We start from the raw sequence: 24,961 nt of genomic DNA, 5'->3' as shown, positions 1-24,961 counted from the left end.
GAGGCTTGCGATATATTGTTATATTTATCTGTGTATTGATGCCCAACTGGCAAGCTTAATAAGGGCTTGAACAAAAAATTAAAAATAGGATTATTTTATTACTTATGTCACAAGCTCATAAAATTCAGCAACTAATCGGTATTATGAAACAGCTTAGAGATCCTCAAACAGGTTGTCCTTGGGATCTTAAGCAAAACTTTCAAAGTATCATTCCTCATACTTTAGAAGAAGCTTATGAAGTAGCTGATGCGATTGAACAGAATGATTTTAATGAACTTAAATTAGAATTGGGTGATTTGTTATTTCAAATTATTTTTTATTGCCAGTTAGCGCAAGAACAAGGTGAATTTGAATTTAATGATGTAGTTGAAGGTATAAGCGAGAAACTGATTAGACGACATCCCCATGTTTTTTCAAATGCAGCGCTGCTAACCGAAGATGCAATTAAAGAAAATTGGGAAGCTGAAAAAGCGAAAGAGCGCGCAGCAAAAACAGCCGAAAATGAACAAAGTATTTTTGATAACGTGCCTAATGCCTTGCCAGCACTTATTAGAGCTAAGAAATTACAAAAGCGGTGTGTTAATGTCGGTTTTGATTGGCCTAATGTTTCGGGCGCAATTGATAAAGTAAAAGAAGAAATTGAAGAATTAGAAGATGAACTTAATGCTCAAGAGGTTAATGAAGATAAGGTAGCAGAAGAATTAGGTGATTTGATGTTTGCGTTGGTTAATGTTAACCGCCACTTGAAACTCGATCCTGAGAGTACATTAAGAGCTGCTAATGCTAAATTTGAGTCTCGTTTTAGAGGGGTTGAAGAATTAGCGCGTTCGCAAGGAGAAACCTTATCTAATCTGTCTCTAGAACAAATGGAAGTGCTGTGGCAACGGGTTAAAAAACAAAGTCGCGATTAATAATTGTCAAATGGCTAAACTTAATCTATTGTAAACATTCAATATTTATAAAGTAGGATTTATAGCGTGACAAGAGGAAATTCAGTTCTTTTTGTGCTGATATTCGCATTTATCTGTTATCGAATTATTCAACCTTGGTTTTCAGAAGAGGCGAAGCCGCAAAAAAAAGTGCAAAGCCGAGAGAATAAAGTAAATGATGATGAGCGCTTTTTTATTGATAGGCAATCAGAAAATATGCCAAAGCTTTATGCTTGGCAAAGGCTATTACAATTACAAGAAGCAAACTCAGAGGTTTCCTATTTTTTATATTTAGATGAATGGTTGGCAAATAACCCAGAACAATTATTTAATAAAGCTTTTAGGCGCAATCAAGGCAATTTATTAAGTCCTGTCCAGCAAGATATTATTAAACGCTTTACTTATCATTATAAGTCACAAGCACAGGCTAATTTAGATAGTTGGTTTAATAGCGACACTAGTGAGCAGATGGACAAAATTGTCTGTCAGTCATTGGCTGAATATTCGCCTGAACATTTAGAAGCCTGGTTTGTCGGTAAGCTTTCAACTGCTCAAAATAACGCTGTTGCTAAAGCTTGTTTTACTAGTTTGTTGTCACAAAATAAGTTAAAAACTGAAAGCTGGTTTAATTCAACCGAGCAATTACAGCATTTGCCAAATATTAGTAAAAGCTACCACGCATTAATTCAAACTCAAAAACCTTAATACTTGAATTCAAGATATGAATTGACGCACGATATAAATATAATAGATTTAAATAATCCTTTTTTTGTTGGCTGCTTTGATCTATATTTAAGTATATTCTGATAAGTTTTATGCTTATTATCATTAGTTAGGTTGTTCTGAATGATTAAATATTTTGCTATATTTAGTTTGTTAATCAGTTTAAGTTGTGTTGCAGAACACAGCTCAGAACAATCTTATGCCTCTAGTGATCATTCATTAGCCGTAACAACTGAATCAGTTGAATTAATCACCCCCGATATTAACGACGATCACCAAGCGGTATTAGTTAGCTTTTCTGATTTATTACCAAAAACAAATATTAGTAAGGCTCATATTGTTGTTTATCGAGGTATTTCTTACCATCGTCCATTTTCCTACAGTATTAGAGCACCACCTCATTTTTCATAACACCACGCTTATTTTTAATTAATTTAAATAAATTTTTGGAGTTTGTTATGAAAACACTTGCCTTACATGCCATCGATCAAATTGATCATTTAGTTCAACCTGAAGAATTTCAGGAAATTACGTTAAGTTCATCAGCATTAGATATTTTTACCGATTTTAAAAAGCACCGGCCATTAATGATTGATAATCAAACGTTGGCAATAGATGCAGAGCGTGAGATGTTGCGTTCGCACGTTAAAATGAAATTAGTAGTAGATAATCAAAAAGAGTTGGTTGGTTTAATTAGCTATGAAGATATTGTTTCGCAGAATGTTGTAAAACTGGTCGCAAATGGCTTTCAACGTGATGAATTAACTGTAGATGATTTAATGACGCCAAGAGATTCAATTAAAGCGCTCAACTATAGTGATGTAGAACACGCCAGTATTGCTAATTTAGTGGATACTTTAAAGCAAAATGGGGTTCAGCATTGCTTAGTGGTTGATCCGGCTCGTCATCATATTAGAGGATTAATTTCAGCCAGCGATATTGCACGTAAGCTCAAATTGTCTATTTCTGTGGTAAAAGCGCCATCTTTTGCGGATATATTTCGGGCGATTAAAAGTGATTTTTAATTTAATCGGTTAATTGTTGTATATTCAATATAAATTAAAGTGATTGATTTAACTACAAAAAAAACCGATGTTTAAACATCGGTTTTTTTATTTTAAACGTAACAGTGTTTACATTTGAGACTGCAAATAGTTAGGTAAACCAAGCATTTTAATTAAGCGTAACTGCTGTTCTAACCAGTATGCGTGATCAACCTCAGTATCATCTAATAAGGTGACTAACATATCTCGGGTTACATAATCTTGCTCTTTTTCACAAAGACTAATGGTTTCTTTGAGTAAGCGAGCAACGCTATATTCCACTCGTAAATCACTTTCTAACATTGAAGGGACATCTGTACCTACAACAATACCATCTCGGGTTGTCATATCAGGTGTGCCTTCTAAAAATAAAATGCGTGCGATCAATGCTTTCGCATGAGATTTTTCATCATCAAACTCGTGGCTGATACGTTCATACAGTTTTTCTAATCCCCAATCTGCGTACATTTCAGAGTGGATAAAGTATTGATCCATAGCTGCAAGCTCATTAGCTAGCAGCTTATTTAGTGCATCAATTATGATTTTTGGGCCTTGCATGTTCGCCTCCGTTTATAACTGTGCTTGTAGGTATTTTTCTAACCCTAAAGCGTTAATTTGATATTGCTGCGTTTCTAGCCAATCTACGTGGTCTTCTTCATATTCTAAAATGTCTTCAAGTAGTTCACGGCTCACGAAGTCTTGATGCTGTTCGCAGCAAACAATTGCTTCTTTTAGTAGTGGTAGTTGTTCCAACTGAAATGCTAAATCGCAGTTAAGCATTTCAGGTGTATCTTCACCAATTCGAAGCGATCCCAAACGTTGTAAATTGGGTAAACCTTCTAATAATAAAATTCGCTCAATAAGATCATCTGCTTGTTTCATATCTTTAATCGACTTTTTATAGTCAACTTGGTTTAATTTTTCTAATCCCCAATTTTTGAACATTCGAGCATGTAAAAAATATTGATTGATAGAGGTAAGCTCTGCAGTAAGAACTTTATTAAGGTATTCAATAACTTGCTTATCGCCTTTCATGGCCACACCTATTATTTAAATTAACTGTTTATAAAATATGCGTTGAGTATAGACGATAAAATAAGGCTGGTCAAAAAAAGCTTATATATCAATGGATTGCATTTATTAATCATTATCATTTAGAGTTAGATTTAGGTTGCTTACTGTATTATTAACCTGAACATGCGACCAGATTTTCACTATTTGCTTTACGGTGCTTTAAACTGCTTTGACAAAGCTGAGTACCGAGTAAAGACAATAGGCAATACCCTACAAAGCAATAAAAACCAATACCCGCGTTAGAAAGAGTTTGGCTACTGATAAGTAAATCCATGTTAAAACCAAAAAGTGAAAAACTTTGCGGGGTTGACGTTTCTGAGTGGTTGGTCGATAAGACGGCTAAAAAAACAGCTACGACAAAAACATCCGCCATAGACCATTTACCTATAGTATTAAGCCAGCTGAGAATGCGAGCCTCTAACTGTAAATCTTTTATAAAGTATGCGCAGCAAAGCAAACTGGTTTTTAAAATAGGCACACAAATTGAGAAAACAAAAATTAAAACAGCAACTAAAAACCGGTTATCTTGCCATAGTTCATTGACGGTCGCTAAAATAGAAAGCTCTTTATCAAGTAAAGTAGAAGACAAAGCTGATTGAGATAATGTAGCCGTCATTTCCATACTGAGCGAAATCATAGGTAAAATAATACCAGGTACAAATAAGCAAATGGCAATTAAATTAAATAAAAAGCCGAGATGTTTTTTGAGCATAAATAAAATAACCTTGGTTGGAGTTGCTAGTGGTAGGAATCATGTCAAATTTATCAGTGCTGGGCAATTCATTGACCGTTAATTTATTACATGCCGCTTGCAGAGTGATATTCAAACATAGGTGTTAATCTAATCTAAAGCTCGTTTTGCTCGATTAACCACACGAGTCGGCATTTTTGTTTCGAGTTTATTTAATGCAGTTTTGGCTCTTTGATGTTGTTTTTTATCAGCAATCACGCTGTTGTGGAGCCAGTGATAAGCGTCTTCAAAATCAAGTGGACTGCCCATGCCTTCATTTAAAAATTCTGCAAATTCGATTCTGGCTTTTATGCTGCCCATTGCAGAAGCTTCGCGCAAATATGCAATCGCGCGCTTGTTATCTTGTTGAACTAAAATACCTTTGGCGTAATATCGGCCAAGTTGCTCTAACCCTTCTGGCAAGCCTTGGTGTGCAGCCTGTTTAATATAATATAAGCCAAGCTCAGCATTTTTATCAACACATACACCCCAAGCAAGCATATCGCCCCATAAAAATTGATAAGCGGGTACTTTTACCACTTTTGCTCTTGCTTCTATATCTTGAACAAGCTGACATCTATCTTCCACTACTCGATCAAGGTGGGTATTGTGCTTGATCCAAGAAAGCAGTTCTTCTTGTCCATAAATTTGCACCACTTTAAGGGTTTCAGCGTGAAGCGGCTGTTTTATTAAAGTGAGTATTAGTAATGCGAAAACAAAAAGTAATTTAACCATAGCTATTTTTTTGACAAAGAGTAAATCGTATTAATTTAAAGCAACTATTAGACCATATTTGTTATTATTTTTTATATTATCTTTTAGAATTATTGAAGGAGGCAGATTGTTTATCAGCTTAAAGCGCTTATCTGAACAAGCTAACGGTTTATATGGAATAAACGAATGAGTTGTAGATTTACAAAATTGCGGTATCTACCTCTAACTATGCCACTCCCAATTATCATAAGAAAAGTAATTAATATTAGATGGGCTGCTACATATAACCTTTCCAGTTGACGTGTTTGTTTTGTTCTTTCGAGAGCGTGATCATTTCTGTCTTTGAGCAAATATCTTGCAAACTTCGCTTTTTGCAGCCTGGCCAAAAAATTAATATATTGCCAGCACCTAGCAAGCAGGTGACTAACCGAATAATACATTGGGTATGTGTTAAGCGTTGGCCATTTAAGCTTTGAACCTTTAAGCGCCAAGTTTTCATGCCCGCGGTTTGTCCACCACGGCGCCAAAACCAAGAAAAAAAGCTGTATAAACAAAAAGCTAGATAGCTTTGAAAAATAAAACTATTTCGTAAAAATTCAGAGGGATCTGTATTTGTTGGGAGGGTTATTAACGCCATCGCGATCAGCGCATTTAAACAAAGCAGCGCAATTAATGTTGCTAATAGCAAAATGGCAATAACAATTAATGCGTCATATACCCAGGCGCCTAAACGACGAAAAAAGCCAGCGCGTGGCAAAGCTTGTTGCTGTGATTCAGAAGGAGAAGCCGACATAAACGTCCTTAAAACAAATAAAAATCTGAGTTTAGGTTAAAAACTAAAAAGTCGGCGCGATAATACGTAAATAATGAATAAAAGCCTAGTCTTGCTGTTAGAAACTTTCAGCTTTTATTTTTAATTTTGGTAGTGAGCTCAAGAAATGATCCAAATATTAAATTAGGCTCGTCTTAATTGTTTTTTATAATTTGATTTATTTTGGTATAGCGCTTGATCGGCGCGCATAAACAATTGTTTGCTGGTATCCGTTTGCTGCCAATGCGCAAAGCCGATTGAACAGCTCACTGAAGTATTGCTCATTATTAATGAGCGAGCGACCATATTTTGAACTCTTTGTTTAACTTGAATTGCAATATCTGGGTTATCAGTATCTAAGATGACGGCAAATTCATCTCCGCCAAACCTAAACGCAATGTCGGTTCGTCTTACACTATGGGTAATTATGTCGGCAAAGGCTTGTAGTACTTTATCGCCTTCTGCGTGACCAAAAGTATCATTAGCGAATTTAAAATTATCTAAATCTAGTAATAAGAGTGAAATGCCTGCATGACTGCGATGGCAGCGCTGTATTGCAATTTCTATTTGTTCATCAAAACTTGCTCTATTACCTAAACCCGTTAAATAATCTTTTAATGCTTGTTGTTGTAATAGATTGAATTGCACGGCATTAAAAACAGGTTGAGCCAGCTTTGTTTGCATATGATGTAGTATTTTAGCTTGGTTAGGCCCAATTTCACGGTATGCTGAGTAGGTAATGTAACCTACGGTTTTGTTTTCAGTGCTTAGCTCTGTGATGTGTTCGTAAATGCCTTCAATAAAGCCTTCGGTTTCAACACAAATTGATTCGCACTGAAAGCGTATGCCGCTTAGGTGAACAAAACTTGCCGCTTCTGTGGTAAAAGTTTGCAGTACTCTTTTAATGTCTAACGAGGCATGTAATTGCTCAGATAAATGTGAAATATCTGGGACTAAAGCTTCGCTTAAGCCAGCTAGGATTTGGGTTTTAATCGGATTTAAGAATCCTGAATCTGGTTTGAGATATCGCTGGAAATTATCCACTGTTGACCTCGAGTTTAACTTTAAATAGACTAAATCAGTGTTTTGCACTGTTTGATAAGCGGTATAAAGCTAAATGTATGCCAATATTTTTAAACTTATATAAAACAATGTGTTATTAGGGTTTTTATATGTTTTTTTGTATTATTTACTGGTTTTCGTCAAGTTTTTGACTTGAGGTTGGCTGCAGGTGCAAAGCAAGCGAGTCACTCGTTAGACCTTAATTTGAGCATATTGTTATGCATGGGTTATACTCAATTTTCCTCCTAAAAATAATGATAAGGACTAGTTTGAGCGCATTCGGTGAAATTTTAATTTTATTGGTTATCTCTGTTACTTCTATTGCTTTATTTAGACGGCTTGGATTAGCACCTATTTTAGCGTATTTATTTGCAGGGATTTTAGCAGGGCCTTCTGTTTTCGAACTATTTTCAGACACTCACCAAATAAGCTTGGTTGGCGAACTAGGTATTGTATTTTTGCTTTTTTCTCTTGGTTTAGAGTTTTCTGTGCCGCGTTTAATTGCCATGCGTAACATGGTGTTTGGTGTAGGTTTAAGTCAAGTCATACTCACTTTGTTGGTTGGGTTTACTTTAGTCTTTTTGTTGGGGTTAAATTGGCAAGCTTCGCTAGCCGTTAGTTGTGTTATTGCTTTATCATCAACGGCCATTGTAATTAAACAGCTCACTGAAAATGCAAAATTACAAACACATAAAGGGCAGCTTTCGGTTTCTGTTTTATTATTCCAAGATTTGGCAGTTGTGCCAATGTTGATTGTATTGCCGATTATTGCCGGTGCTTCTGATGTCGGTTTAACAACCAGTTTATTAATTGCATTATTAAAAGGTTTTTTTGTTTTTGTTTTGATGATGGCGGCGGGAAAATGGGTATTACCCCGTATCTTTAATGAAATAGCTCAAGCTCGTTCAGACGAATTATTTGTATTAACCACGATTTTAGTTGCCTTACTGACAGGTGCTATCACCCAATTATTTGGTTTATCTATGGCATTGGGGGCATTTCTAGCTGGGATGATGTTAGGTGAAAGCCAATATAAGCACCAACTAGAAGCCGATATTCGACCTTTTAAAGATGTATTGATGGGGTTGTTTTTTATTAGTGTAGGCATGCAATTTGATATTTTTGTATTAGCGGATATTTGGTATTGGTTACTTCTAAGCGTACTGGCGATTATTGCGGTTAAAGTTTTAATTATTCAAGCGGTGATTCGATTATTTGGTTATAACAAAAGTGATGCTTGGGCCAGTGGTATTATGTTATGTCAAGTTGGGGAGTTTGGATTTGTACTGTCAGCTTTATCACTTGAGCATGGCTTAATTGACAGTTTTGTTGCATCAATCATGATGGGCGTTGGTGTGATAAGCATGGGGATAACACCATTTTTAATTAATCATGCAGAGCACCTAAGCTATTGGATTAATGATAAAAATCCTTTAACAGTAAATCCAGAGGAGTCACTAGAGCCAAGTGATTTAACTGATCATGTGGTAATATGTGGTTTTGGCCGAGTAGGGCAAACGGTTAGCCGTTTTTTAAAAATGGAATCGATTCCATTTATTGCATTAGATGTTGACCCAACGCGCGTAAAAGAAGCTCGCGCGGCATCTGAACAAGTTCGTTTTGGTGATGCCCGTAAACTTGCGATTTTAAGTTCTGTTAATATTCAAACTGCACAATTAGTCATTATAGCGTTTGACGACTTACCTAGAGCGATTACAATTATTAATTTGGTTAAACAACATGCCCCACAAGCGAAAATATTAGTTAGAACACATGCTGATGACTATTTGCAAGAGCTGATTAAAGCAGGCGCTGATGAGGTGATCCCTGAAACGTTGGAAGGCAGTTTAATGTTAGTTTCGCATGTTTTGTTTCATTCTGGGGTGCCGGTAAAGCGGATATTTGGGCGAGTCCGGCGTGAACGGAAAAATCATTACAATGGCTTACATGGATTTTTCCGTGGTGATACGTCAAAAACAGACAGTGATGAAATTGAGTATTTGCACGCTGTGACCTTGCCGAAAAATGCATTTGCGATTGGTTATAAATTAAATGAACTCGATTTGCCGTTGCGCAAAGTGGAAGTAAATAGCATTCGTCGCAATAACCAAGATTTCAACAATCCAGAGCCGAATATTCGCTTAAAAGCGGGTGATGTCTTGGTACTACTGGGGAGCCCGCACAAGGCTGAACGTGCTGAAAAATATTTATTAGAAGGTCGGTAAACTGACCAGTCAATTTTTCAAATTTGAGCCACTTTTATAATAGGATAACTTACGTCGATATGCGGCCCTCTCATTTTAATGATTTTCAAAACAAAGCGTTAAACCTGACAGTATTAAGGCAAATAATCCCTTATTTATTAGAATTTAAGTGGAGAGTAGGTTTAGCTTTAATTTGTTTGGTATTAGCTAAAGTAGCGGGTGTGAGCTTGCCCTTTATTTTAAAACATATTGTTGACGGGCTAAACCAAGCTGATTCTGTTACTCAAATAGTGAGTGTACCTATTGCTTTGTTATTGGCTTATGGCGCTGTTCGGTTTTTAAATACCATCATTGGAGAAATTAGAGATACTTTGTTTGGCCGAGTGACAGAGCGGGCGATGAGGCGTTTGGGTTTACAGGTATTTGAGCATTTACACGCATTGGATATTGAGTTTCATTTATCGCGTCAAACGGGTGGCGTTGCACGAGATATTGATCGAGGCACCAATGGCGTCAACTTTTTAATGCGGTTTTTGGTTTTTAATATTTTACCCACGTTATTAGAAATTGTGATTGTGGTAGGTTTGTTTTTTTATCATTATGGTTGGGCATTTGCCGCCATTATTTTAGTTGCTGTAGTGGCTTATGCGGCTTATTCGATTTTGGCAACGGAATGGCGAACTGAGTATGTACGTCAGGCAGCAAAAGCCGATTCTATTAGCAGTACTCGTGCGATTGATAGTTTACTTAACTATGAAACAGTGAAATATTTCAATAATGAAGCGTACGAAGCAAATTGTTACGACGCAGCGTTAGCCGACTGGGAAAAAGCAAAACGTAAAAACCGGTTAAGTTTATTTACATTGAATGCCGGCCAAGCTTTAATTATTGCTTTGGCGATGACAGCTATGATGTTGCTTGCCGGTTTTGAGGTCTCACAACAACAAATGACAATAGGGGATTTTGTGTTGGTGAACGCCTTTATGATGCAATTATTTATTCCGCTTAATTTTTTAGGGTTTGTGTATCGAGAAATCAAAGGATCACTTGCTAATATTGAGCATATGTTTGATTTATTACAGCGAAAACCTGAAGTGGTTAATGCCTCATCTGCACAAATATTAACAAAATGCGTTGGCCATATTGAATTTAAATCGGTTGATTTTTATTATCATCCAGAACGAAAAATTTTAAATAATATTAACTTAAATATTAAACCCGGCCAAAAAGTAGCGGTGGTAGGAGAAAGCGGTTCAGGTAAATCAACGTTAGTTAAGTTGTTGTTTAGATTTTATCAAACCTCTGGTGGCAGTGTGATGCTTGACGGTCATAATATTAATGAACTCACTCTTGACAGTTTACGGCGGCAAATCGCTATAGTGCCGCAAGATACAGTATTGTTTAATGATACGTTATTTGAAAATATTCGTTATGGACAACCCAGTGCATTAGATGACGCTGTTTTTGAGGCGATCAAGTTGGCACACCTTGGCCCTTTTATTCAAAAGCTGCCTCAGGCTGAACAAACTTTAGTGGGCGAGCGTGGGCTGAAATTATCGGGTGGTGAAAAACAGCGCGTAGCGATTGCCCGAGCTATTTTAAAAGGCTCACCTATTTTAATATTTGATGAAGCGACCTCAGCGTTAGATAGTGAGTCAGAACAAGCTATATTGGCAGCGTTTAAATCACTCGCTAAAGGCCATACTAGCTTAGTGATTGCACATAGATTATCGACCATTATCGATGCGGATAAAATTGTAGTGATGAAACAAGGTGAAATTATTGAGCAGGGCAGCCACCTTGAATTAATTAAACAAGGTGGTCACTACGCTAGAATGTGGCGGTTACAGCAAGATAGCGCTCTGGAGTAGAGTCAGAATAGAGTTGGCTTTAGGACATTAAAACTTCACGGAAAAAACGGTGTAAATCAATATTGAACTCTTCTGGTTTTACACTTTTTTCGATGTTCTCACCACAATTAGGTTTAGCTAAGTCAATATCTTTAATTTCGCTGTGGCGCTGGTATTTTGTGTGGTAAAACACTTTTACGATAGGACATAATGGGTTGTCAGGGTTGGATTCAGTGACGATTGCTAATTTGCCACTTGTTAGCTTTACTAACGAGCCTACCGGATGAATACCAACGCATTTTATAAATTGTTGAAGTAGCGAAGAGTCAAGTGAATTTGGTGTCATGCCCAGCATGATTTTTAAAGCCGCGCTGGGCGACATGCCTTTTTTATAAACTCGCTCGGCTGTCATTGCATCATAAATATCGACAATCGAAATCATTCGACCAGCTTGATCAATTTGTTCTCCAGCTAAGCCGTGAGGGTAACCTTTACCGTCTAGTTTTTCATGATGTTGAATCACAATGTTTATTACTTCTGCTGAAATGCCTTCTACCGCTTTTAAAGCTGTTACCCCTTTAGTCACATGTGATTTCATAATCTCAAACTCAGCTTCAGTTAATTTGCCGGGTTTATGTAAAATTTCATCCGGAACTAAAATTTTTCCGATATCATGTAAAAAAGCACCTAAAGCCAGAGTTTCAATGATCGCTCTAGGCATTTTAAGGTGTTTGGCAAACATGCTAATTAAAATAGAAACATTTAATGAGTGCTCCATTAAATAAGCATCTTTATCACGTATTCTACTGATACAAGAGAGCGCATCTTGGTTTCTGAAAATAGAGTCAATTAACTGACTGGTCAGCTCTTGTGCTGGTTCTAATTCAATTTCATGGCCAACTGAGATATCACGCAAAATTTTAGATTGCAGCGATTTAGCTTGCTTATAGAGTTTATTTGCACGTTTAAGTTCTTGATTTACCGGAACCGTTTTATAAGGCAGTGTTTCAAACTGTTCTTTAGGCGTTTCATTTACAACTTCAGGTTGGTTTTGATTTAATGTTTTATCTGTGTCTATTTCTACTTCGTCTATGCCTTTTTTAATGAGCTGGTCGAGCAGAGCTTGCGATTTAATCCAGCCTTTAGATTTTACCGATATTTTTCCATGTTGCTTTGTCACGGCTGTAACGTACATACCTATTTTTAATGCTTTAATTGGAATTGTTTTTATCATAATGTCTCGATATCTGTTATCTAGATTAGCTGTATATCTAAATTCTGAGAAACCTAATATAAATAACCTACATAGTACCATTTATTCTAATATAACTTAGCGTAACGCACTCAGCCGACATTAAAAGTTAGTCATGTGGCTGAGTATTTTTGGTTAGTTTAATTTACAACCCACTATTTGCAATGCGGGACAATATGATGCTGATGTAGTCTTGCAAGGTTTTTGGGGATTGCTGTAGTAATTGTTCAAGGTTACTTTGTGCATTAGCATCTTCACCTTGATCAAGTGTGTGCTGATCAGCGGCTTGCGCTAATATATCACCTAGCACTATGGGTGTATTAAATTGCACTGTTTTGTTGTGTTCGCAAAAGCCAATGTAAGCGGCTAATACTTCAACCAAAGCAGCTTTATAATATACAGGGTGTGCAGACTGAATTAGGGTATCAATTAAGCGCGCAAAATTTTCTTCACCCGAGGTCATAGAGCTTTGAACTTGGCGACAGTCTAAGCTGTTGCGGCTGTTTTCATGGTCGGCAAATACCAGCTTAGGGCTATGGGCTAAGCTTTGCCAGATGGCGGTTAAAAAGTTATCATCAAAACGAGTAATTAACCCACGCTCTGACCGCCAAGATAGCCAATCTGTATCCATTGCTCGCGATTGGCGGGTGGTATTCGTTTGGGTTCCGTCTTGCTGTGAAAAGCTTGCAGTGACATCAAAATCATAAGCTTGGTGCTGCGATTCTAAAATTGAATGTATATGCCGCATAAATTCAAACGGAGAAAGTTGAGCAAGGGTATCTATGGTTGTGCATTGCTTAATTTCATTGTCGGTACAAAGTGCTAATAAATTATTTAAATGGATAGAGCGGATGCCATTAAATAACTGGATTTGCGTACGCATTATGTAACCTAAAATGACTAGAATTTCTTGCATCAAGGTACGCTCAATCGGACTGCGAGTGGCAATATCAATGGTATGAATGAGTTCTTCCTGCTGCAGGTTACTAGATTCACCCGACAATACGGTTTGATTATCGGTACCAATTAAAATTGACAAGTCGCGTGCACAAAGTAGTGATAAATCGTCGGTGAGGTCATTGTTTGACAAATTTAGCATGGAAAAACACCAACGGGTGGTAAGCCAGCATTGTTTTGCTGCTGCAATTTGGTAGCAATCATTTATTAAACGCGTAAATGGAATCTGTTGCTGAGCGCCAATATTTCCCTCTAACCCGAATTGTTCAAACCATTGGTTGAGCTGTTGGTATGCGAGCGCATCGTTGTCAAATAGACTATCAAACGCCTGACTTATTGGCTCTATAAGCTGTTCGGCAGTTAAGCTCGCTTGCTCTATATCCGATTGTTTACCTATATTCATCTGGTTTAAATCCAGTTGAGGCAAACTAAGTTTGTTAACTCTAGATGCCCTGCGTGCCAACGCAGCGGATGCGTAGCCAACGTTAAGCTGTTGAGATTTAAGTTGCAGCTTTTTAAGTGTTGAAAAAAGCGCGTTAATATTGGTTGAATTACACATGCTTTCTGTAACCATATAGGTTACTACTGCAACTTGTTTATTGATCCAGTGCTTTTTAATGTGCGCTATTTCGCTTTGGAGTATTTCACTTTCAAGCTCGCCATCAAAAAAACGGTAATTGTATTTATCTTGCTGTAGGGACGATAAACACAAATAAGATTTTTGATTGATGTCATAAGTTTGTGCGGTCGCTAAGCTTTGAAAGCGGCGTTTTGGCCGACCAGTCAAATTTAACGCCGCATTAGCGCCAAGCTGCTGGTATGAATCTACCAATTGTTGTGATGTCATCACTTTGATTGGCAAAATATCTTTAGGCGTTTCGGCAATAACGCCGTGTGAAGCCATGATCTGTTTGATACTTTCATTTTCGGCAAGTACAACAAGTGCAATTTGAGTTTCATTACTGCGACTTGAGCGAATACGCAATTTGAGCGGGTCTAAATCTTTTTCTAAAATTAACCCTTCATCTAACATGAGTCCAACATAATAAAGGCTTTGCGCCCATACCAAAGGTAAGTTTTCGTTAGGCACTCTTGTTTGGCTACGAGGCGTGTTTTTTTCGGCTTCAACATGTTCGGGCTGTAAATAGTATAATTCTGGAATGAGCTTTTTCCCATCAACCTCAACCATTAATGATTCTATGCGTTTGCGGTATTGATTTGCCGCTGTGTGATCTTGATCAAATAAAGCTTGAATATATAAGTAGGTATAAAATAATGGCCACTCAGATTCAATTTCAGCAAAATTAGTTAATTCGTTATGCTCGTAATGAATTCGGCTATGATCTTCTATTGCAGTTTGATGGCCATCCCATAAAAATCGTTTACAGCCGTAGTTTCCGCCTAGTTCAGATAAAATCTTGTCACGCGTTTTTTGCGCTAGTGCTTTATCGCCTACGGCAAAAGCCGGAAAACCTATAATACTTAATAAAGCGCTATCAACTTCTTTTGATAAAGATTCTCTAGGCAGTAGGCGAGCGAGCGTATTGCGTGCTCTTGAAATACCATCTGGCACGGTATGAACCACAGCTCGCTGTGAAGCATTGGCACCAAATAAATTAAAGCCATCTAAGGCTTGCAGTGCGGCTTTTGCCATACCAACTGAGCTGGCGTTTATTTCAGTTTTACCGTTGTTAATTTTGTTACCGCGCTCCCAGATACCAAAATCAGGAATACGGTAAGCAAATGCGATGTAGTAAATTAGGTTTTGAATAAAGTCCACTTCATCATACGTGTTGATGATTCTTAAGCCTGTCGCACTCATTTGAGCCAACATTAATAAAAAAATGGAGGTTGCATCAACCTGTAAATGGCCCCAAGCGTCATCTGCTACTACGGTTAAACCAGTTGACGTGTCATATTTGGCATGAAGCGCATCTTTAGGGTCGAGTGTATGTTTAAAGGTTTCTACTTTGCTAGCCTGTCGCATCATAGATTGCAGCAAACCACGCATTAATTTTATGGTCGCTTGATTGAGCTCATCGCTGCGCTCACTCTCACCATGACGACGATAGGCGATGCCTAATGACCAAACACTCATAATTGAATAAACATTATCACGGACCCAAGCATCAGTATAATTACCATGAGTTGTGATTGCAGTGCTGGCAGGCAATAAACCTGTAACAGGGTGTTGGCGGGTTAAAATTATTGAATTTATATCTTGGTAAAGGTTATTTAATAGCTCTGTATTTTTCATTTTCATTCCTTACAGCACGCAGATAGCATTTAGGGTTATTTGGTTACAACCCAACTTAGGCTATGTGTGATTGTCGTGTAATTTGGTACCAATAAAGTGACATTAGCGCAACGGTTTTTGGCCAATAGTATCGGGTAAATAAGTCTTTTTTATGTTGCGTATGATGATTATCACGAATGGTTAGCTTCATTGCATATTGGTTGTTTGATTGACAGTATACGTATGTTTATTTATAGACTGGATATAGTATTAAACCAGTTTTGTAACATGTGCAAGCAGATAATAAGTTTAAACAACGATAAACACCCTATAAACCTACTTTGATGGTCTTTTTTGTATGGTGTACCGAGATATTTTCATAAATAGGTATAATTGAACAAATAATATACGTTTGATTCATATTTATAAAAAAAGACTTGCTTGCCCCAATTGCCTTTGTATAATGCGACCACTTAGTTAGGTTTGCTTTAACATTTAACTAAGCAGATTCAAGCAATGCCGGTGTGGTGAAATTGGTATACACGACGGATTCAAAAAACGTAGTGTCTACTGATTAAAAATCACTAGGCAATTGAAATATAAAGGTTTTATGTTTCAAATTTTTCAAAAGTTATTTGCAAAGATTTGCAAAGTTTTTGAAAGCACAATTTAAAGTAAACAATGCCGGTGTGGTGAAATTGGTATACACGACGGATTCAAAAAACGTAGTGTCTACTGATTAAAAATCACTAGGCAATTGAAATATAAAGGTTTTATGTTTCAAATTTTTCAAAAGTTATTTGCAAAGATTTGCAAAGTTTTTGAAAGCACAATTTAAAGTAAACAATGCCGGTGTGGTGAAATTGGTATACACGACGGATTCAAAATCCGTTGCCTTCGGGCGTGGCGGTTCAAGTCCGCCCACCGGTACCATTGTTTAGACCTTAAATCTCAACCTCTTATACTAGTATATCACTCTCAAATGAATTACCTATTCAAATCAATCAAAAACTGATCTACTCTTCTGTGGTTATGTCGCATATATATGGTTCAATTGTTGTTGCATAAAATACAAAGTTATCCTGCCATATATGAAATATGTCCATTGCTTCTTCGATAGGGAGTACCTGACCGTTTGCAAATTGGGCAATACCACAGTCGAAGTCGAAGTCCATATCCTTAACCAGTTCTTCGTAGCCACCAAACCCTACATAACAAAAATCAGTTATATAACTCACCTTGAAACCAAGGCGAGATTTAACGAACCGTATTTCTACTGGATGGTAGCCACCGTGTTCAGCTGAGTAGCTTGGATCTCTGAAATTCAGGGTCACAGCAGTTCTTTCAGTTAAATCTGTTGTTGATAACGACTTATTGATTAACTCTATTAACCTGCCTTTGAGTTTTAGCGGTGTAGGCTCAATAGTTATTGTCTGTGTCATTTTGTCTACCTCTACTTAGTTTTTGGACGTTGTATGCTTAGTTGGTTTGAAAGCAAGGAATCTAATTCACCAGCGACTGTTGCTTTAATGAGCTTGCCTATTACAGCTGGTAAGCTTTCTTTTTCACCCACTTCAAAAGCGGAGCAGCCCTTTGTGATTTCAATTGGCTTGTTAGCTAAGCGAATTTGAAAGTAATAGGTATTGTTATTCTGAAAGAACCAAGGCGATATACGTTTAGGTATCCGAATTTTCTCAGAAAGGCCAGTTTCAGGATCTTTACGCCATTTTTCTTTATAAACGGTGTACTCCTCATTGTTTATAAAGGCCACGGCCATATCTAATTGTTGATTCAGTTTGGTCAGCAACCTTTCTCGTCGCTGCATCACTAAATCCGTTTTCGGGTTTTTTGGGCGGGCGGTTACCTTGAGTGAACTCAATATCGAAGTAGTCATAATGTGATTCCTTTAAATAATTAGCTTTGTAGAAAGCCGATCGATGGTTTAGGGATTTTGCGGTAGTGCTCTTGCTTTAATAAAGTTAAAACATTATGAGCGGTTAATTTAGTTGTACGGAACTGGGCTTGTCTGGCGATAATGCTAAAGTCACCAGCAGTCAAGTGGGTTAACTCCTCAAGTTCTGTTTTTACGGCTTTAGGTATTTTACTGGTGTTGAGTACCTCCTTTAATAGGCCAATAGATTGTTCGGGCTTTAAATACAGGCAGCGAAATTTAAAGTCGAATCGCCTCATTACGGCTTTATCAAGTGCGTTGTCAAAGTTAGTCGCTGCAAATAGGGGATAACGAAAGGCTTCTATTTGTACCAGTAATTCATTGACTAACTGTCGCTCATGAAGGGCGGTTGCATGCTCTCTGGCAGATAATAGGCTGTCTATTTCATCAATAAAAATACCTGCCTGTTCTTCTGTTGCGCGTTTAAATATGCGAGCGACATTCTGCTCACTTTCTCCTACATATTTACCCAAAATATCCGATGTTTTAATTGAGATAAACTCATTGTTATGGCTGTCAAATAAGTGATGCACTAAAGCTGTTTTACCAGTACCTGGCGCACCATTTAATAACACTCGAATCGACTTGTTATCAGAAACAGCGTTCTTAATCATATCAATTGTTACTTTATCTGCATCTACATTCAGATAGTTAGGATTGAAAGTGATGGCTGTTTGATACTTATACTCAATTTCATGTAAGCCAGTCGCTACTAACTTAGCCCGTATCGCATCGTCTATTATTAGTTCGGCTTCATCTCTTTTCGCTCCAATTGTTTTAGCGATATGAATTGCATTGGTAATGTACGCAGGTGTCACATTTTTAACTTTTGAAATAGATTGAATGAAAGGCTTGCTGACATCCAAACCTTTGTAAAGATACCTGCTAATGTCGTAAATCATCGAAGGCGACAGTGTTGGAAAATCAATCGTTAGCTTAAAACGTCTTATACAACTAGGATCAAAGTAACCAATATAGTTTGTTATCCAAATACATGGTAGAGATAACTCTTCCAGTAATCTGTGGATGAGGTCTTTAGAATAATTCTGGTCAACACTGTCAAAAACGTTCTCACACTCATCAAACAGTAAAATGCAATCTGGACTATTTTTTAAGACCATTTCGATAAATAATAGGTACTGTAACCGCTTGGTACTGGATTTGTTTTCGCTGGTGTTAAACTCATATTTGCTTTTAGTACCGTAGTCGATATTAGGTGATCTGATTTCATACAATTTTTTGCCTGTGTATCTGGCTAAGCTTTTAGCAAGTTCCGTTTTTCCAGTACCTGATTCACCGTAAAATAACAAATTGACGCCAGATACTTTCTGCTCGAGTGCTTTTTCAAGATACCGACTCACTAAATCAACATTGACGTGTGGAAACTGGCTAGTTTTAAACTGCGGCGGTGAGCACTCAAATAATATATTACCAACTAAATCAAGGTCACTCTGGTACTTCCGTTGATCAATGCTGTCTAATAAAAAATCCGGCAGTTCGATAATGTAATCTTCTTCCAGTTCATCACCCCAAGTTAGACCACTAACTTTACATCGCCGTACTAGAGTTCTAATTAAAACAGGTGGAACATTAAATACCTTGCATAACAATCCTTCGATTTGTAAGTTGACACTATAATAGGCTGAAGCTAGCAAGTTTTTAATACCTGTATTGAGGTTTGAAACGATTAAAAACTCAAAAATTGGTATTGCATCATCTCTTAAATTCAGAAATTGGCAAATGTACTGCGCGTTATGTTGGATAATAGAAACGGCTTTTGTATTTTTTTCAACCGTATTCAGAGACGCAATAGATTGTTTCAGATTGAGTTGAGTTCTATGTTTTATTTGCTTTCCTCTAATACTCGCAATACAGTTAGATTCTATTTCGTCGCTTGGCTTAAGAACATATGGCAGTACCTTTTTCATATAAAGACAGGCAATACCATGTAGTTTAGATGGCTCATAATCGAAATGAAGCATTAAACCTCCTTACTGTAGTCTAATGCTTTAGCAGCTACTTTCATTACCTGCTCACTCCGCTTGTCATAAACAATCGTTGTACTGACATCTGCATGTCCGGCCATCTTGCGAACCGTATTTAAATCGACTTTCTGCTCTAATAAACGGGTAATATAAGTCCGTCTCAAGTCATGAGGTGTTACACTGTACACCTGAATGCTGGCTAAACGTCGCTTGATAATACGGTAAATACTTGAGCCATCTAGTGGTAACCTGCTTTTGCCATTGTGGTTGGCACTGTAAATTAAAGTGCCAGTGGTTAGACTGTTTATATTGATCCAACAATACAAGTATGGCATTACCCAGTCCGGCAAATAAGTAATTCTAGATTTGTTCCCTTTCCCTTTTCGGATAAAGACGGTTTGTTCATCCAAATTGCAATCTTCAACCTGTAGGGCACATAGCTCACTTCTTCTAAATCCTGCACCTAATAAAAGTGCAAAAATGAGCGCATCACGTTTGTACACAATGCTATTAGTTGAATTTAAAAATTCGAATAAACCTGAAATGTTGGCTTGAGTTAATATCCGACCTCGGTGCTCACCGTGCTTTACTCGTTTAATGGTCTTGAGTTTTTGAAGCTGCTTATTTGACACTAAGCCCGATAAGACAGCGACCTTTACAACACCGAACAAAGCCACAAACGCTCTGTTAATCGAACGAGCGGAATAATCCATATCGAGTAACTTTTGTTGCAACTGACAGGCCGTTGGATAGTCAATAGTATATAACTGGTGAACATTTAAATGGCTTAGTTCAGCCATTTTTATCAGCTGGGATGTTATAGAACGCTGACTATTGGGGGATAAGCGTCCTATATATAAGTTTAAAGGGTGAAGCTCCATATTTTATAGACCTTATTTATTAAGTGTATTAATAAACTAACAGCCTATTTAGAGCCTTTGTATCGCTATTTTGTACCAAATTAGTAAAGAAGATATTGCTTACCGAAAGCGTGTTTATTGCCAGCTACGAGCCATATCAATTTTGGTGAAATATTCGTTTATCCTCACAAAAACGATATCTGCTTTATCTGAAAGTAGTATTTCTTTAGCACTATGCTTTTTGTTGCTCCAAACGTAGTCAAGGTTTGATTCACAGATTTCCGTACAGGTGATGTAATAGAACCCATGTAAGCGATTTAAGTAATTGATTAATTCATTTTGTTGAATTTTCAAATTACTTTTGTGAAGGTAATCAAGGAAGCTAAATTTTTCAATTTGTAATGTACCACAAATTGGTTTATTTTTATTTGAGAAGTAAATTGAACCATACTCACCGATACCTCTAAAGCTAGTTTTTTCTTTTTTGGAGGTTAAAATTATTTTTTCATTTAAACCTTCTTCTTCTATTAATTCATATAAATAGTAAGCTATTTTAACTTCTTCTAAGGTCAGATAAGGGTTTGATAGGATATTTCCTATATATAGGTTCTTAGTAGATCTATTTGAAGGAGTTCGGCTTAAATCTATTTTTTCTTCTTTGTATTTCGAATGTTCGTTTAGTAGTTTTCTCGTTGTATTTTCTGGAATTACCCAGAGTGGGTTGTCCTCTGTACCAATGCGCATTTTTAAAAGTTCCCTAAGATCAACGCTACAAAAATAAACATCAAAATACCTTAAATATGATTAAAAAACAAAAGCTTATAAATATTATTTTAAAAGTGGATAACTTTTTTTATTTTTTATTTTTTTAAAGATAAAAATTAATTTATTATTTGTTATTGATTTTTATGGTTTTTTTTATGGTTTTTGTCGAGGGCTTTTGGACGCTTTAGTTTATGGTTCTTTCGGCTATTTATTGCCTTAAGATGTCTGTGCAGTGATTTGCTACATGAAGTGATAAATACCCTATTTTGAGGAGAGACTAAAGTGAGTTTTAAAACTACAAAATCAAACCAAAGCAAGCTATCTAAAAAAAGCAAGCTATCTAAAAAAAGTAAGCTATATAAAAAAAATAAGCCATCTAATAATCAGTGTAAGAGCTCCACGGAATTTTTACCTCTTTATGAAACAGTACAGCTTATAAAAAATTCAAAAAAATATAGAAAAAATGATTGGAAAGCAATAAAGAAGTCTGCTTATGCAGGGCTGTACTTTATGAGAGAAGTGGTTTTTACCGCTTATGAAGCTAAAATACCAGAATTATATAATGTCTCAGAAAAGGAGTTTTTTCAACAAGAGTTAGGATTAGAGCCGCACGACGTGAGTAAATATAAGGCCAGGTATCAAATTACACAGGAATTAAGAAGCTGCCTAGAGGAAATGAAAACAGATGTGAGTAAGATAGACTATCTAAAGGATAGTTTTCTAGACGCAATTAATAGCTATTGGGGAAAACAAAAAGACTCTAGAGTGATAGAAGCGGTGGCAGAGCTTATTGAAGAAAATGATTTAATTCCAACAGTTAAAGAACTTAAAAATGTACTCAACAAAAATATTAATTATGAAATAAGTACCTCCATTACGAACACATTTAAATCGAATAAAAGTGTTAAGCAACACAAATGCATCAATCATAATGGTTTTATCATTGCAATTGCATCTCTTAATTCTAATGGAAGCAAAAACTTCAATGAGCTGACCAAATCGATAAAGAAACAATTGAAATAAAATTGAGTTTAGTGTTTTCGAACTCGAAATTGCGAATTCGCAATTATCAAATCGGTTACCTACTACATAAAGACTATAATGTAGTTAACCGATTGATATTGTTATATTTTATTGTGTTGTGTCTATAGCGTGTTATAAGCACTGTAATGTGTATTTTAGGGGAAGATATGAGTGTTGCGAGCTTGCGGTGGAGTAATAAATTTGAAGTTGAAAATAGCTCTCAAGTTGATAAGGAGCTGAATATTAGACTTAGAAAAATCATTAGTTTAAAAACGCTTGGCTATAAGCAAAATAAAACTAAAATCATTAGTGCTTTGAAAAATAAAAAATATGTCGCCTATCAAACTCGACTTCTGAAGTATTATTTTCAGAAGTACCCAGAAAAAATTCCATTTGACTGTGATTATTTAAGTATTGTTAATGGATTAGATTTATCACCTTCTAGTATTCTTAATGCTGACATGCTTTTAAGGGTGTCCCCTAAGGCTTTAAAAAGCGTTTTATCTGTGCGGAAAGATACCAGCCGGAATGTTAATTATGGAAGAAACGAATCACGTGATGTTATTTACGATGTATGTTATCGGTTCGAACTCTTAAATGACCCAAGGAAGCGGCTCCAGCTTTATGTATCTAGTACTAATAATTCAGTGAAAATTGATTTTATACCAACTCGGTTTAGCTTGGCAGAAATTGAGTTAATATTTTCGCATATTAAATCTTGGTTAACGACTAGACGATATGAGCAATTTATTAACAATGCTCACATTGAACGAATAGATATAGCATTTAATATTGTTGGTTTGTTTCAGCCAATGGTGTTACCCGATTATAGATTCTTTAATAATACTAAACATGGCCAGTGCTTTCCGGAGCAAGACGGTACGCTAGTTGAAACAACATATATTAATAGGCACCGAAACAGTAATCATTATATTATTTATGACAAGATTTTAAAGGAAGTAAAATGGGATATTCAGAAATTTGGCATACCTCCTGATGAAGCTAAGGAACTGATCAATTCATTAGCAATGACTACGAGGTTTGAATATCGGTTTAAGCCATCAAGAAGTGGTGGGATGAATCCTTTATTGCTTAAAAGTATAGATGCCCATAGCCCAGAATTTCATAATATAAGACTTTTTGATCCTGAGATATTTACATTATTAAATGATGACGATATTTATAAGCTTGCGACAGATAAAAGCATTAAGGTGGTCAATAACCTGATAACTAAGGGTAGACTGAACCCAGACCGGTATTATGTTTATAGTTTATATAAGTGTCGAAGCACAGTAAAAGACAGCATCAAACATGTCTTGTTCAACCTTCGAAATTCAATTGTCTCAGCCTCTAAGCCGAAGGCCACTGACCTAGAGCAGTACCGTAGACAGAAGCTCGTTAGCCCTAAACAAATTCCATTGCCTACAGACAAAACATTAAAAGGTTCAGAAGCATATTTACACTCAAATCATTTAGTCATAGCTGGGGCTGGCAGTGGAAAGACTTCACAGATTGTGGATCATGTTAACAATCTAGTGGATGTCAAAGATAAAAAAGCAAACAAAATAGTGGTGCTGGCTTATACAAATATAGCCGCTAATGAACTAAAAAATCGTATATCTAATCAAGACGTTGTGATTCAAACGTTCAGCTCATGGTGCCGTTCATGGTTGGTAAAACTAAATCAGTACAAAGGTTTGAAAGTACTGGACAGCAAAGACAAGGAAGCTTATTTCAAATATTGGTTAAAAAAGAACAAAGTCAAGCAGTCGGAAGCAGAAAAGTATATTCATTTCTTTGCTTATTGTGCCCAAGATAGTAAGAAGACTTCAAATAAGAAGTTAATTGACCAATTCAAAGTCGATGAAAAACTGAGCATTAAACTCGAAAAATCATATATATGTTATAAGAAGGAAAATAGTGTTTGGGATTTTGAAGATATGCTGGCCAAAATGCTTAAGGAACTTAAAAACAAGAAATTTCTACAGAAGGTTAAGAAAGAAACTAAGCACTTAGTTATCGATGAAGTACAAGACAGTAGTCGTGTACAGTGGAGTATTCTTAAGGCTTTAGTTAAAGAAGGTACTAAATATTTTTTAGTCGGTGACCCATGCCAATCTATTTACATGTTCAGGGGAGCTAAACCTGAGTTGATGTATGAATTTCAAGGTAAGTTCTCAAAAACTAAGTTCAGTTATTTGAAACGGCACTACCGTTCGAGTCCTAACTTGCTTAGATTAACCAATTTCGTCAGGCAGCAGTGCGATCCTAGAGCAGTTAAATTGAAAACTGTAGAAGAAGAACAATGTCAGCCTAAAGGTTATAGAGCTGACACAATTGAACAGGCATGTGAAGCGTTGTACTCAGAATTATTAAATGACTTCAAGCATAGCACGGGACAGGCTCTGGATATTCTGATTTTAGTTAGAACGAATAAACAAGTTCAAACCGTTCAGACAAAATTGAAATCACTTGCTGCCAATGCCAAAAAGCGTAAGGCAATTAAGCGTTTAAGTTCCAATGTACGGACAATGCATGCAGCTAAGGGGTTAGAAAGTGAAGTTTGTTATGTCCTTGACCCTAGATTTATGGGAAAAAGCATTGATACTAAAAAAGAGTATTTAAACCTAATGTACGTGTCATTGACGCGAGCTAAACGGAAATTGGTGATCTTAAAGAAAAACACTTTCCATCATGGTTACAAAGATGGTGAACATTTTGATGATACTAATGTGCTCGATTCAATTTATAACCAAATGTGCTTGTGTACTTTGAGTGACGATTGAATGCCT

General features: G+C 36.5%; 21 protein-coding genes and 1 tRNA gene. 9 read left to right on the top strand and 13 right to left on the bottom strand.

Translation table 11 applies throughout. From position 1 onward, the window contains the following. The first annotated feature begins 104 nt into the window (after positions 1–104). The 4 genes from mazG (at position 105) to OLW01_RS10265 (ending at position 2,677) form a co-directional block, all read left to right on the top strand. A complete protein-coding gene (gene mazG / locus OLW01_RS10280) occupies positions 105–911 on the top strand; it encodes a nucleoside triphosphate pyrophosphohydrolase (RefSeq protein WP_268073828.1) in 807 nt (268 codons plus the stop codon). Positions 912–977: 66 nt separating this feature from the next. Then, complete coding sequence (locus OLW01_RS10275; RefSeq protein WP_268073827.1) at positions 978–1,634, top strand: hypothetical protein; 657 nt, start codon at positions 978–980, stop codon at positions 1,632–1,634. A 141-nt stretch (positions 1,635–1,775) separates the two neighbouring features. Further along, entirely contained in the window at positions 1,776–2,063 is a 288-nt protein-coding gene (locus tag OLW01_RS10270) for a hypothetical protein (protein ID WP_268073826.1), read from the top strand. Between the two features lie 47 nt (positions 2,064–2,110). Further along, a complete protein-coding gene (locus tag OLW01_RS10265; RefSeq protein WP_268073825.1) occupies positions 2,111–2,677 on the top strand; it encodes a CBS domain-containing protein in 567 nt (188 codons plus the stop codon). Between the two features lie 108 nt (positions 2,678–2,785). On the opposite strand, the gene bfr (OLW01_RS10260) is transcribed toward OLW01_RS10265, so the two are convergent. From bfr (OLW01_RS10260) to OLW01_RS10235, 6 genes are all read right to left on the bottom strand, one after another. Beyond that, positions 2,786–3,253, bottom strand: a complete 468-nt coding sequence (gene bfr, locus OLW01_RS10260) for a bacterioferritin (RefSeq protein WP_268073824.1) — start codon at positions 3,251–3,253, stop codon at positions 2,786–2,788. 12 nt (positions 3,254–3,265) lie between these two features. Further along, on the bottom strand, positions 3,266–3,730 hold the full coding sequence (gene bfr / locus OLW01_RS10255; RefSeq protein WP_268073822.1) for a bacterioferritin: 465 nt from the start codon (positions 3,728–3,730) through the stop codon (positions 3,266–3,268). 151 nt (positions 3,731–3,881) lie between these two features. Beyond that, the gene (locus OLW01_RS10250) at positions 3,882–4,481 is read right to left on the bottom strand and encodes a paraquat-inducible protein A (RefSeq protein WP_268073821.1); all 600 of its coding nucleotides are present in this window, start codon (positions 4,479–4,481) and stop codon (positions 3,882–3,884) included. A gap of 129 nt (positions 4,482–4,610) precedes the next feature. Next, positions 4,611–5,234 (bottom strand): tetratricopeptide repeat protein, encoded by a 624-nt coding sequence (locus OLW01_RS10245; RefSeq protein WP_268073819.1) that lies wholly within the window; start codon positions 5,232–5,234, stop codon positions 4,611–4,613. Positions 5,235–5,490: 256 nt separating this feature from the next. Beyond that, positions 5,491–6,006, bottom strand: coding sequence for an RDD family protein (locus OLW01_RS10240; RefSeq protein WP_268073817.1), 516 nt, complete (start codon positions 6,004–6,006; stop codon positions 5,491–5,493). A 162-nt stretch (positions 6,007–6,168) separates the two neighbouring features. Next, positions 6,169–7,068, bottom strand: a complete 900-nt coding sequence (locus tag OLW01_RS10235; RefSeq protein ID WP_268073816.1) for a GGDEF domain-containing protein — start codon at positions 7,066–7,068, stop codon at positions 6,169–6,171. A 287-nt stretch (positions 7,069–7,355) separates the two neighbouring features. Here OLW01_RS10235 and OLW01_RS10230 point away from each other — a divergent pair, with 287 nt between their 5' ends. Beyond that, complete coding sequence (locus OLW01_RS10230) at positions 7,356–9,311, top strand: monovalent cation:proton antiporter family protein (RefSeq protein ID WP_326498576.1); 1,956 nt, start codon at positions 7,356–7,358, stop codon at positions 9,309–9,311. A 59-nt stretch (positions 9,312–9,370) separates the two neighbouring features. Further along, positions 9,371–11,161, top strand: a complete 1,791-nt coding sequence (locus OLW01_RS10225) for an ABCB family ABC transporter ATP-binding protein/permease (RefSeq protein ID WP_268073813.1) — start codon at positions 9,371–9,373, stop codon at positions 11,159–11,161. A 19-nt stretch (positions 11,162–11,180) separates the two neighbouring features. Here OLW01_RS10225 and OLW01_RS10220 read toward each other — a convergent pair whose 3' ends face one another. Together OLW01_RS10220 and OLW01_RS10215 are read right to left on the bottom strand one after the other, a co-directional pair. Beyond that, positions 11,181–12,374, bottom strand: a complete 1,194-nt coding sequence (locus tag OLW01_RS10220) for a cyclic di-GMP phosphodiesterase (protein ID WP_326498575.1) — start codon at positions 12,372–12,374, stop codon at positions 11,181–11,183. A 163-nt stretch (positions 12,375–12,537) separates the two neighbouring features. Beyond that, on the bottom strand, positions 12,538–15,606 hold the full coding sequence (locus tag OLW01_RS10215) for a phosphorylase b kinase regulatory subunit alpha/beta (protein WP_268073812.1): 3,069 nt from the start codon (positions 15,604–15,606) through the stop codon (positions 12,538–12,540). An 827-nt stretch (positions 15,607–16,433) separates the two neighbouring features. On the opposite strand from OLW01_RS10215, the gene OLW01_RS10210 reads away from it, so the two are divergent. Next, a tRNA-Leu gene (locus OLW01_RS10210) sits at positions 16,434–16,518 on the top strand. 83 nt (positions 16,519–16,601) lie between these two features. Here OLW01_RS10210 and OLW01_RS10205 read toward each other — a convergent pair. The 5 genes from OLW01_RS10205 to OLW01_RS10185 form a co-directional block, all read right to left on the bottom strand. Then, complete coding sequence (locus tag OLW01_RS10205) at positions 16,602–17,027, bottom strand: DUF2787 family protein (RefSeq protein ID WP_268073810.1); 426 nt, start codon at positions 17,025–17,027, stop codon at positions 16,602–16,604. A gap of 11 nt (positions 17,028–17,038) precedes the next feature. Then, complete coding sequence (locus tag OLW01_RS10200; protein ID WP_268073809.1) at positions 17,039–17,479, bottom strand: DUF6641 family protein; 441 nt, start codon at positions 17,477–17,479, stop codon at positions 17,039–17,041. 20 nt (positions 17,480–17,499) lie between these two features. After that, entirely contained in the window at positions 17,500–19,518 is a 2,019-nt protein-coding gene (locus tag OLW01_RS10195; RefSeq protein WP_268073807.1) for an AAA family ATPase, read from the bottom strand. Further along, entirely contained in the window at positions 19,518–20,321 is an 804-nt protein-coding gene (locus OLW01_RS10190; RefSeq protein WP_268073806.1) for a tyrosine-type recombinase/integrase, read from the bottom strand. The genes OLW01_RS10195 and OLW01_RS10190 overlap by 1 nt, the downstream gene beginning before the upstream one ends. 195 nt (positions 20,322–20,516) lie before the next feature. Further along, positions 20,517–21,125 carry a hypothetical protein gene (locus tag OLW01_RS10185; RefSeq protein WP_268073805.1) on the bottom strand — a complete coding sequence of 203 codons (609 nt, stop codon included), beginning with the start codon at positions 21,123–21,125 and terminating at the stop codon, positions 20,517–20,519. Positions 21,126–21,428: 303 nt separating this feature from the next. Between OLW01_RS10185 and OLW01_RS10180 the strand changes: the two genes are divergently transcribed. Next, positions 21,429–22,169: a hypothetical protein gene (locus OLW01_RS10180; protein WP_268073803.1), complete on the top strand. Its 741-nt coding sequence runs from the start codon at positions 21,429–21,431 to the stop codon at positions 22,167–22,169. A 167-nt stretch (positions 22,170–22,336) separates the two neighbouring features. After that, complete coding sequence (locus OLW01_RS10175) at positions 22,337–24,955, top strand: ATP-dependent helicase (protein ID WP_268073801.1); 2,619 nt, start codon at positions 22,337–22,339, stop codon at positions 24,953–24,955. The last annotated feature ends 6 nt before the right edge of the window (positions 24,956–24,961 follow it).

Origin of the sequence: Catenovulum adriaticum (genome assembly GCF_026725475.1) — a bacterium.
In the GTDB taxonomy this organism is placed as follows: domain Bacteria; phylum Pseudomonadota; class Gammaproteobacteria; order Enterobacterales; family Alteromonadaceae; genus Catenovulum; species Catenovulum adriaticum.
The sequence above is the reverse complement of the archived record's forward strand: the minus strand, read 5'-3'. Positions and strand labels throughout refer to the sequence as shown.

What these genes read in the sequence shown, in the direction of transcription:
- OLW01_RS10215 (WP_268073812.1), bottom strand. Translation starts at nt 15,606, where the DNA reads ATGAAAAATACAGAGCTATTAAATAACCTTTACCAAGATATAAATTCA.
- OLW01_RS10200 (WP_268073809.1), bottom strand. Translation starts at nt 17,479, where the DNA reads ATGACTACTTCGATATTGAGTTCACTCAAGGTAACCGCCCGCCCAAAA.
- OLW01_RS10190 (WP_268073806.1), bottom strand. Translation starts at nt 20,321, where the DNA reads ATGGCTGAACTAAGCCATTTAAATGTTCACCAGTTATATACTATTGAC.
- OLW01_RS10195 (WP_268073807.1), bottom strand. Translation starts at nt 19,518, where the DNA reads ATGCTTCATTTCGATTATGAGCCATCTAAACTACATGGTATTGCCTGT.
- OLW01_RS10225 (WP_268073813.1), top strand. Translation starts at nt 9,371, where the DNA reads ATGCGGCCCTCTCATTTTAATGATTTTCAAAACAAAGCGTTAAACCTG.
- OLW01_RS10205 (WP_268073810.1), bottom strand. Translation starts at nt 17,027, where the DNA reads ATGACACAGACAATAACTATTGAGCCTACACCGCTAAAACTCAAAGGC.
- OLW01_RS10175 (WP_268073801.1), top strand. Translation starts at nt 22,337, where the DNA reads ATGAGTGTTGCGAGCTTGCGGTGGAGTAATAAATTTGAAGTTGAAAAT.
- bfr (WP_268073824.1), bottom strand. Translation starts at nt 3,253, where the DNA reads ATGCAAGGCCCAAAAATCATAATTGATGCACTAAATAAGCTGCTAGCT.
- OLW01_RS10265 (WP_268073825.1), top strand. Translation starts at nt 2,111, where the DNA reads ATGAAAACACTTGCCTTACATGCCATCGATCAAATTGATCATTTAGTT.
- bfr (WP_268073822.1), bottom strand. Translation starts at nt 3,730, where the DNA reads ATGAAAGGCGATAAGCAAGTTATTGAATACCTTAATAAAGTTCTTACT.
- mazG (WP_268073828.1), top strand. Translation starts at nt 105, where the DNA reads ATGTCACAAGCTCATAAAATTCAGCAACTAATCGGTATTATGAAACAG.
- OLW01_RS10185 (WP_268073805.1), bottom strand. Translation starts at nt 21,125, where the DNA reads ATGCGCATTGGTACAGAGGACAACCCACTCTGGGTAATTCCAGAAAAT.
- OLW01_RS10270 (WP_268073826.1), top strand. Translation starts at nt 1,776, where the DNA reads ATGATTAAATATTTTGCTATATTTAGTTTGTTAATCAGTTTAAGTTGT.
- OLW01_RS10250 (WP_268073821.1), bottom strand. Translation starts at nt 4,481, where the DNA reads ATGCTCAAAAAACATCTCGGCTTTTTATTTAATTTAATTGCCATTTGC.
- OLW01_RS10240 (WP_268073817.1), bottom strand. Translation starts at nt 6,006, where the DNA reads ATGTCGGCTTCTCCTTCTGAATCACAGCAACAAGCTTTGCCACGCGCT.
- OLW01_RS10220 (WP_326498575.1), bottom strand. Translation starts at nt 12,374, where the DNA reads ATGATAAAAACAATTCCAATTAAAGCATTAAAAATAGGTATGTACGTT.
- OLW01_RS10245 (WP_268073819.1), bottom strand. Translation starts at nt 5,234, where the DNA reads ATGGTTAAATTACTTTTTGTTTTCGCATTACTAATACTCACTTTAATA.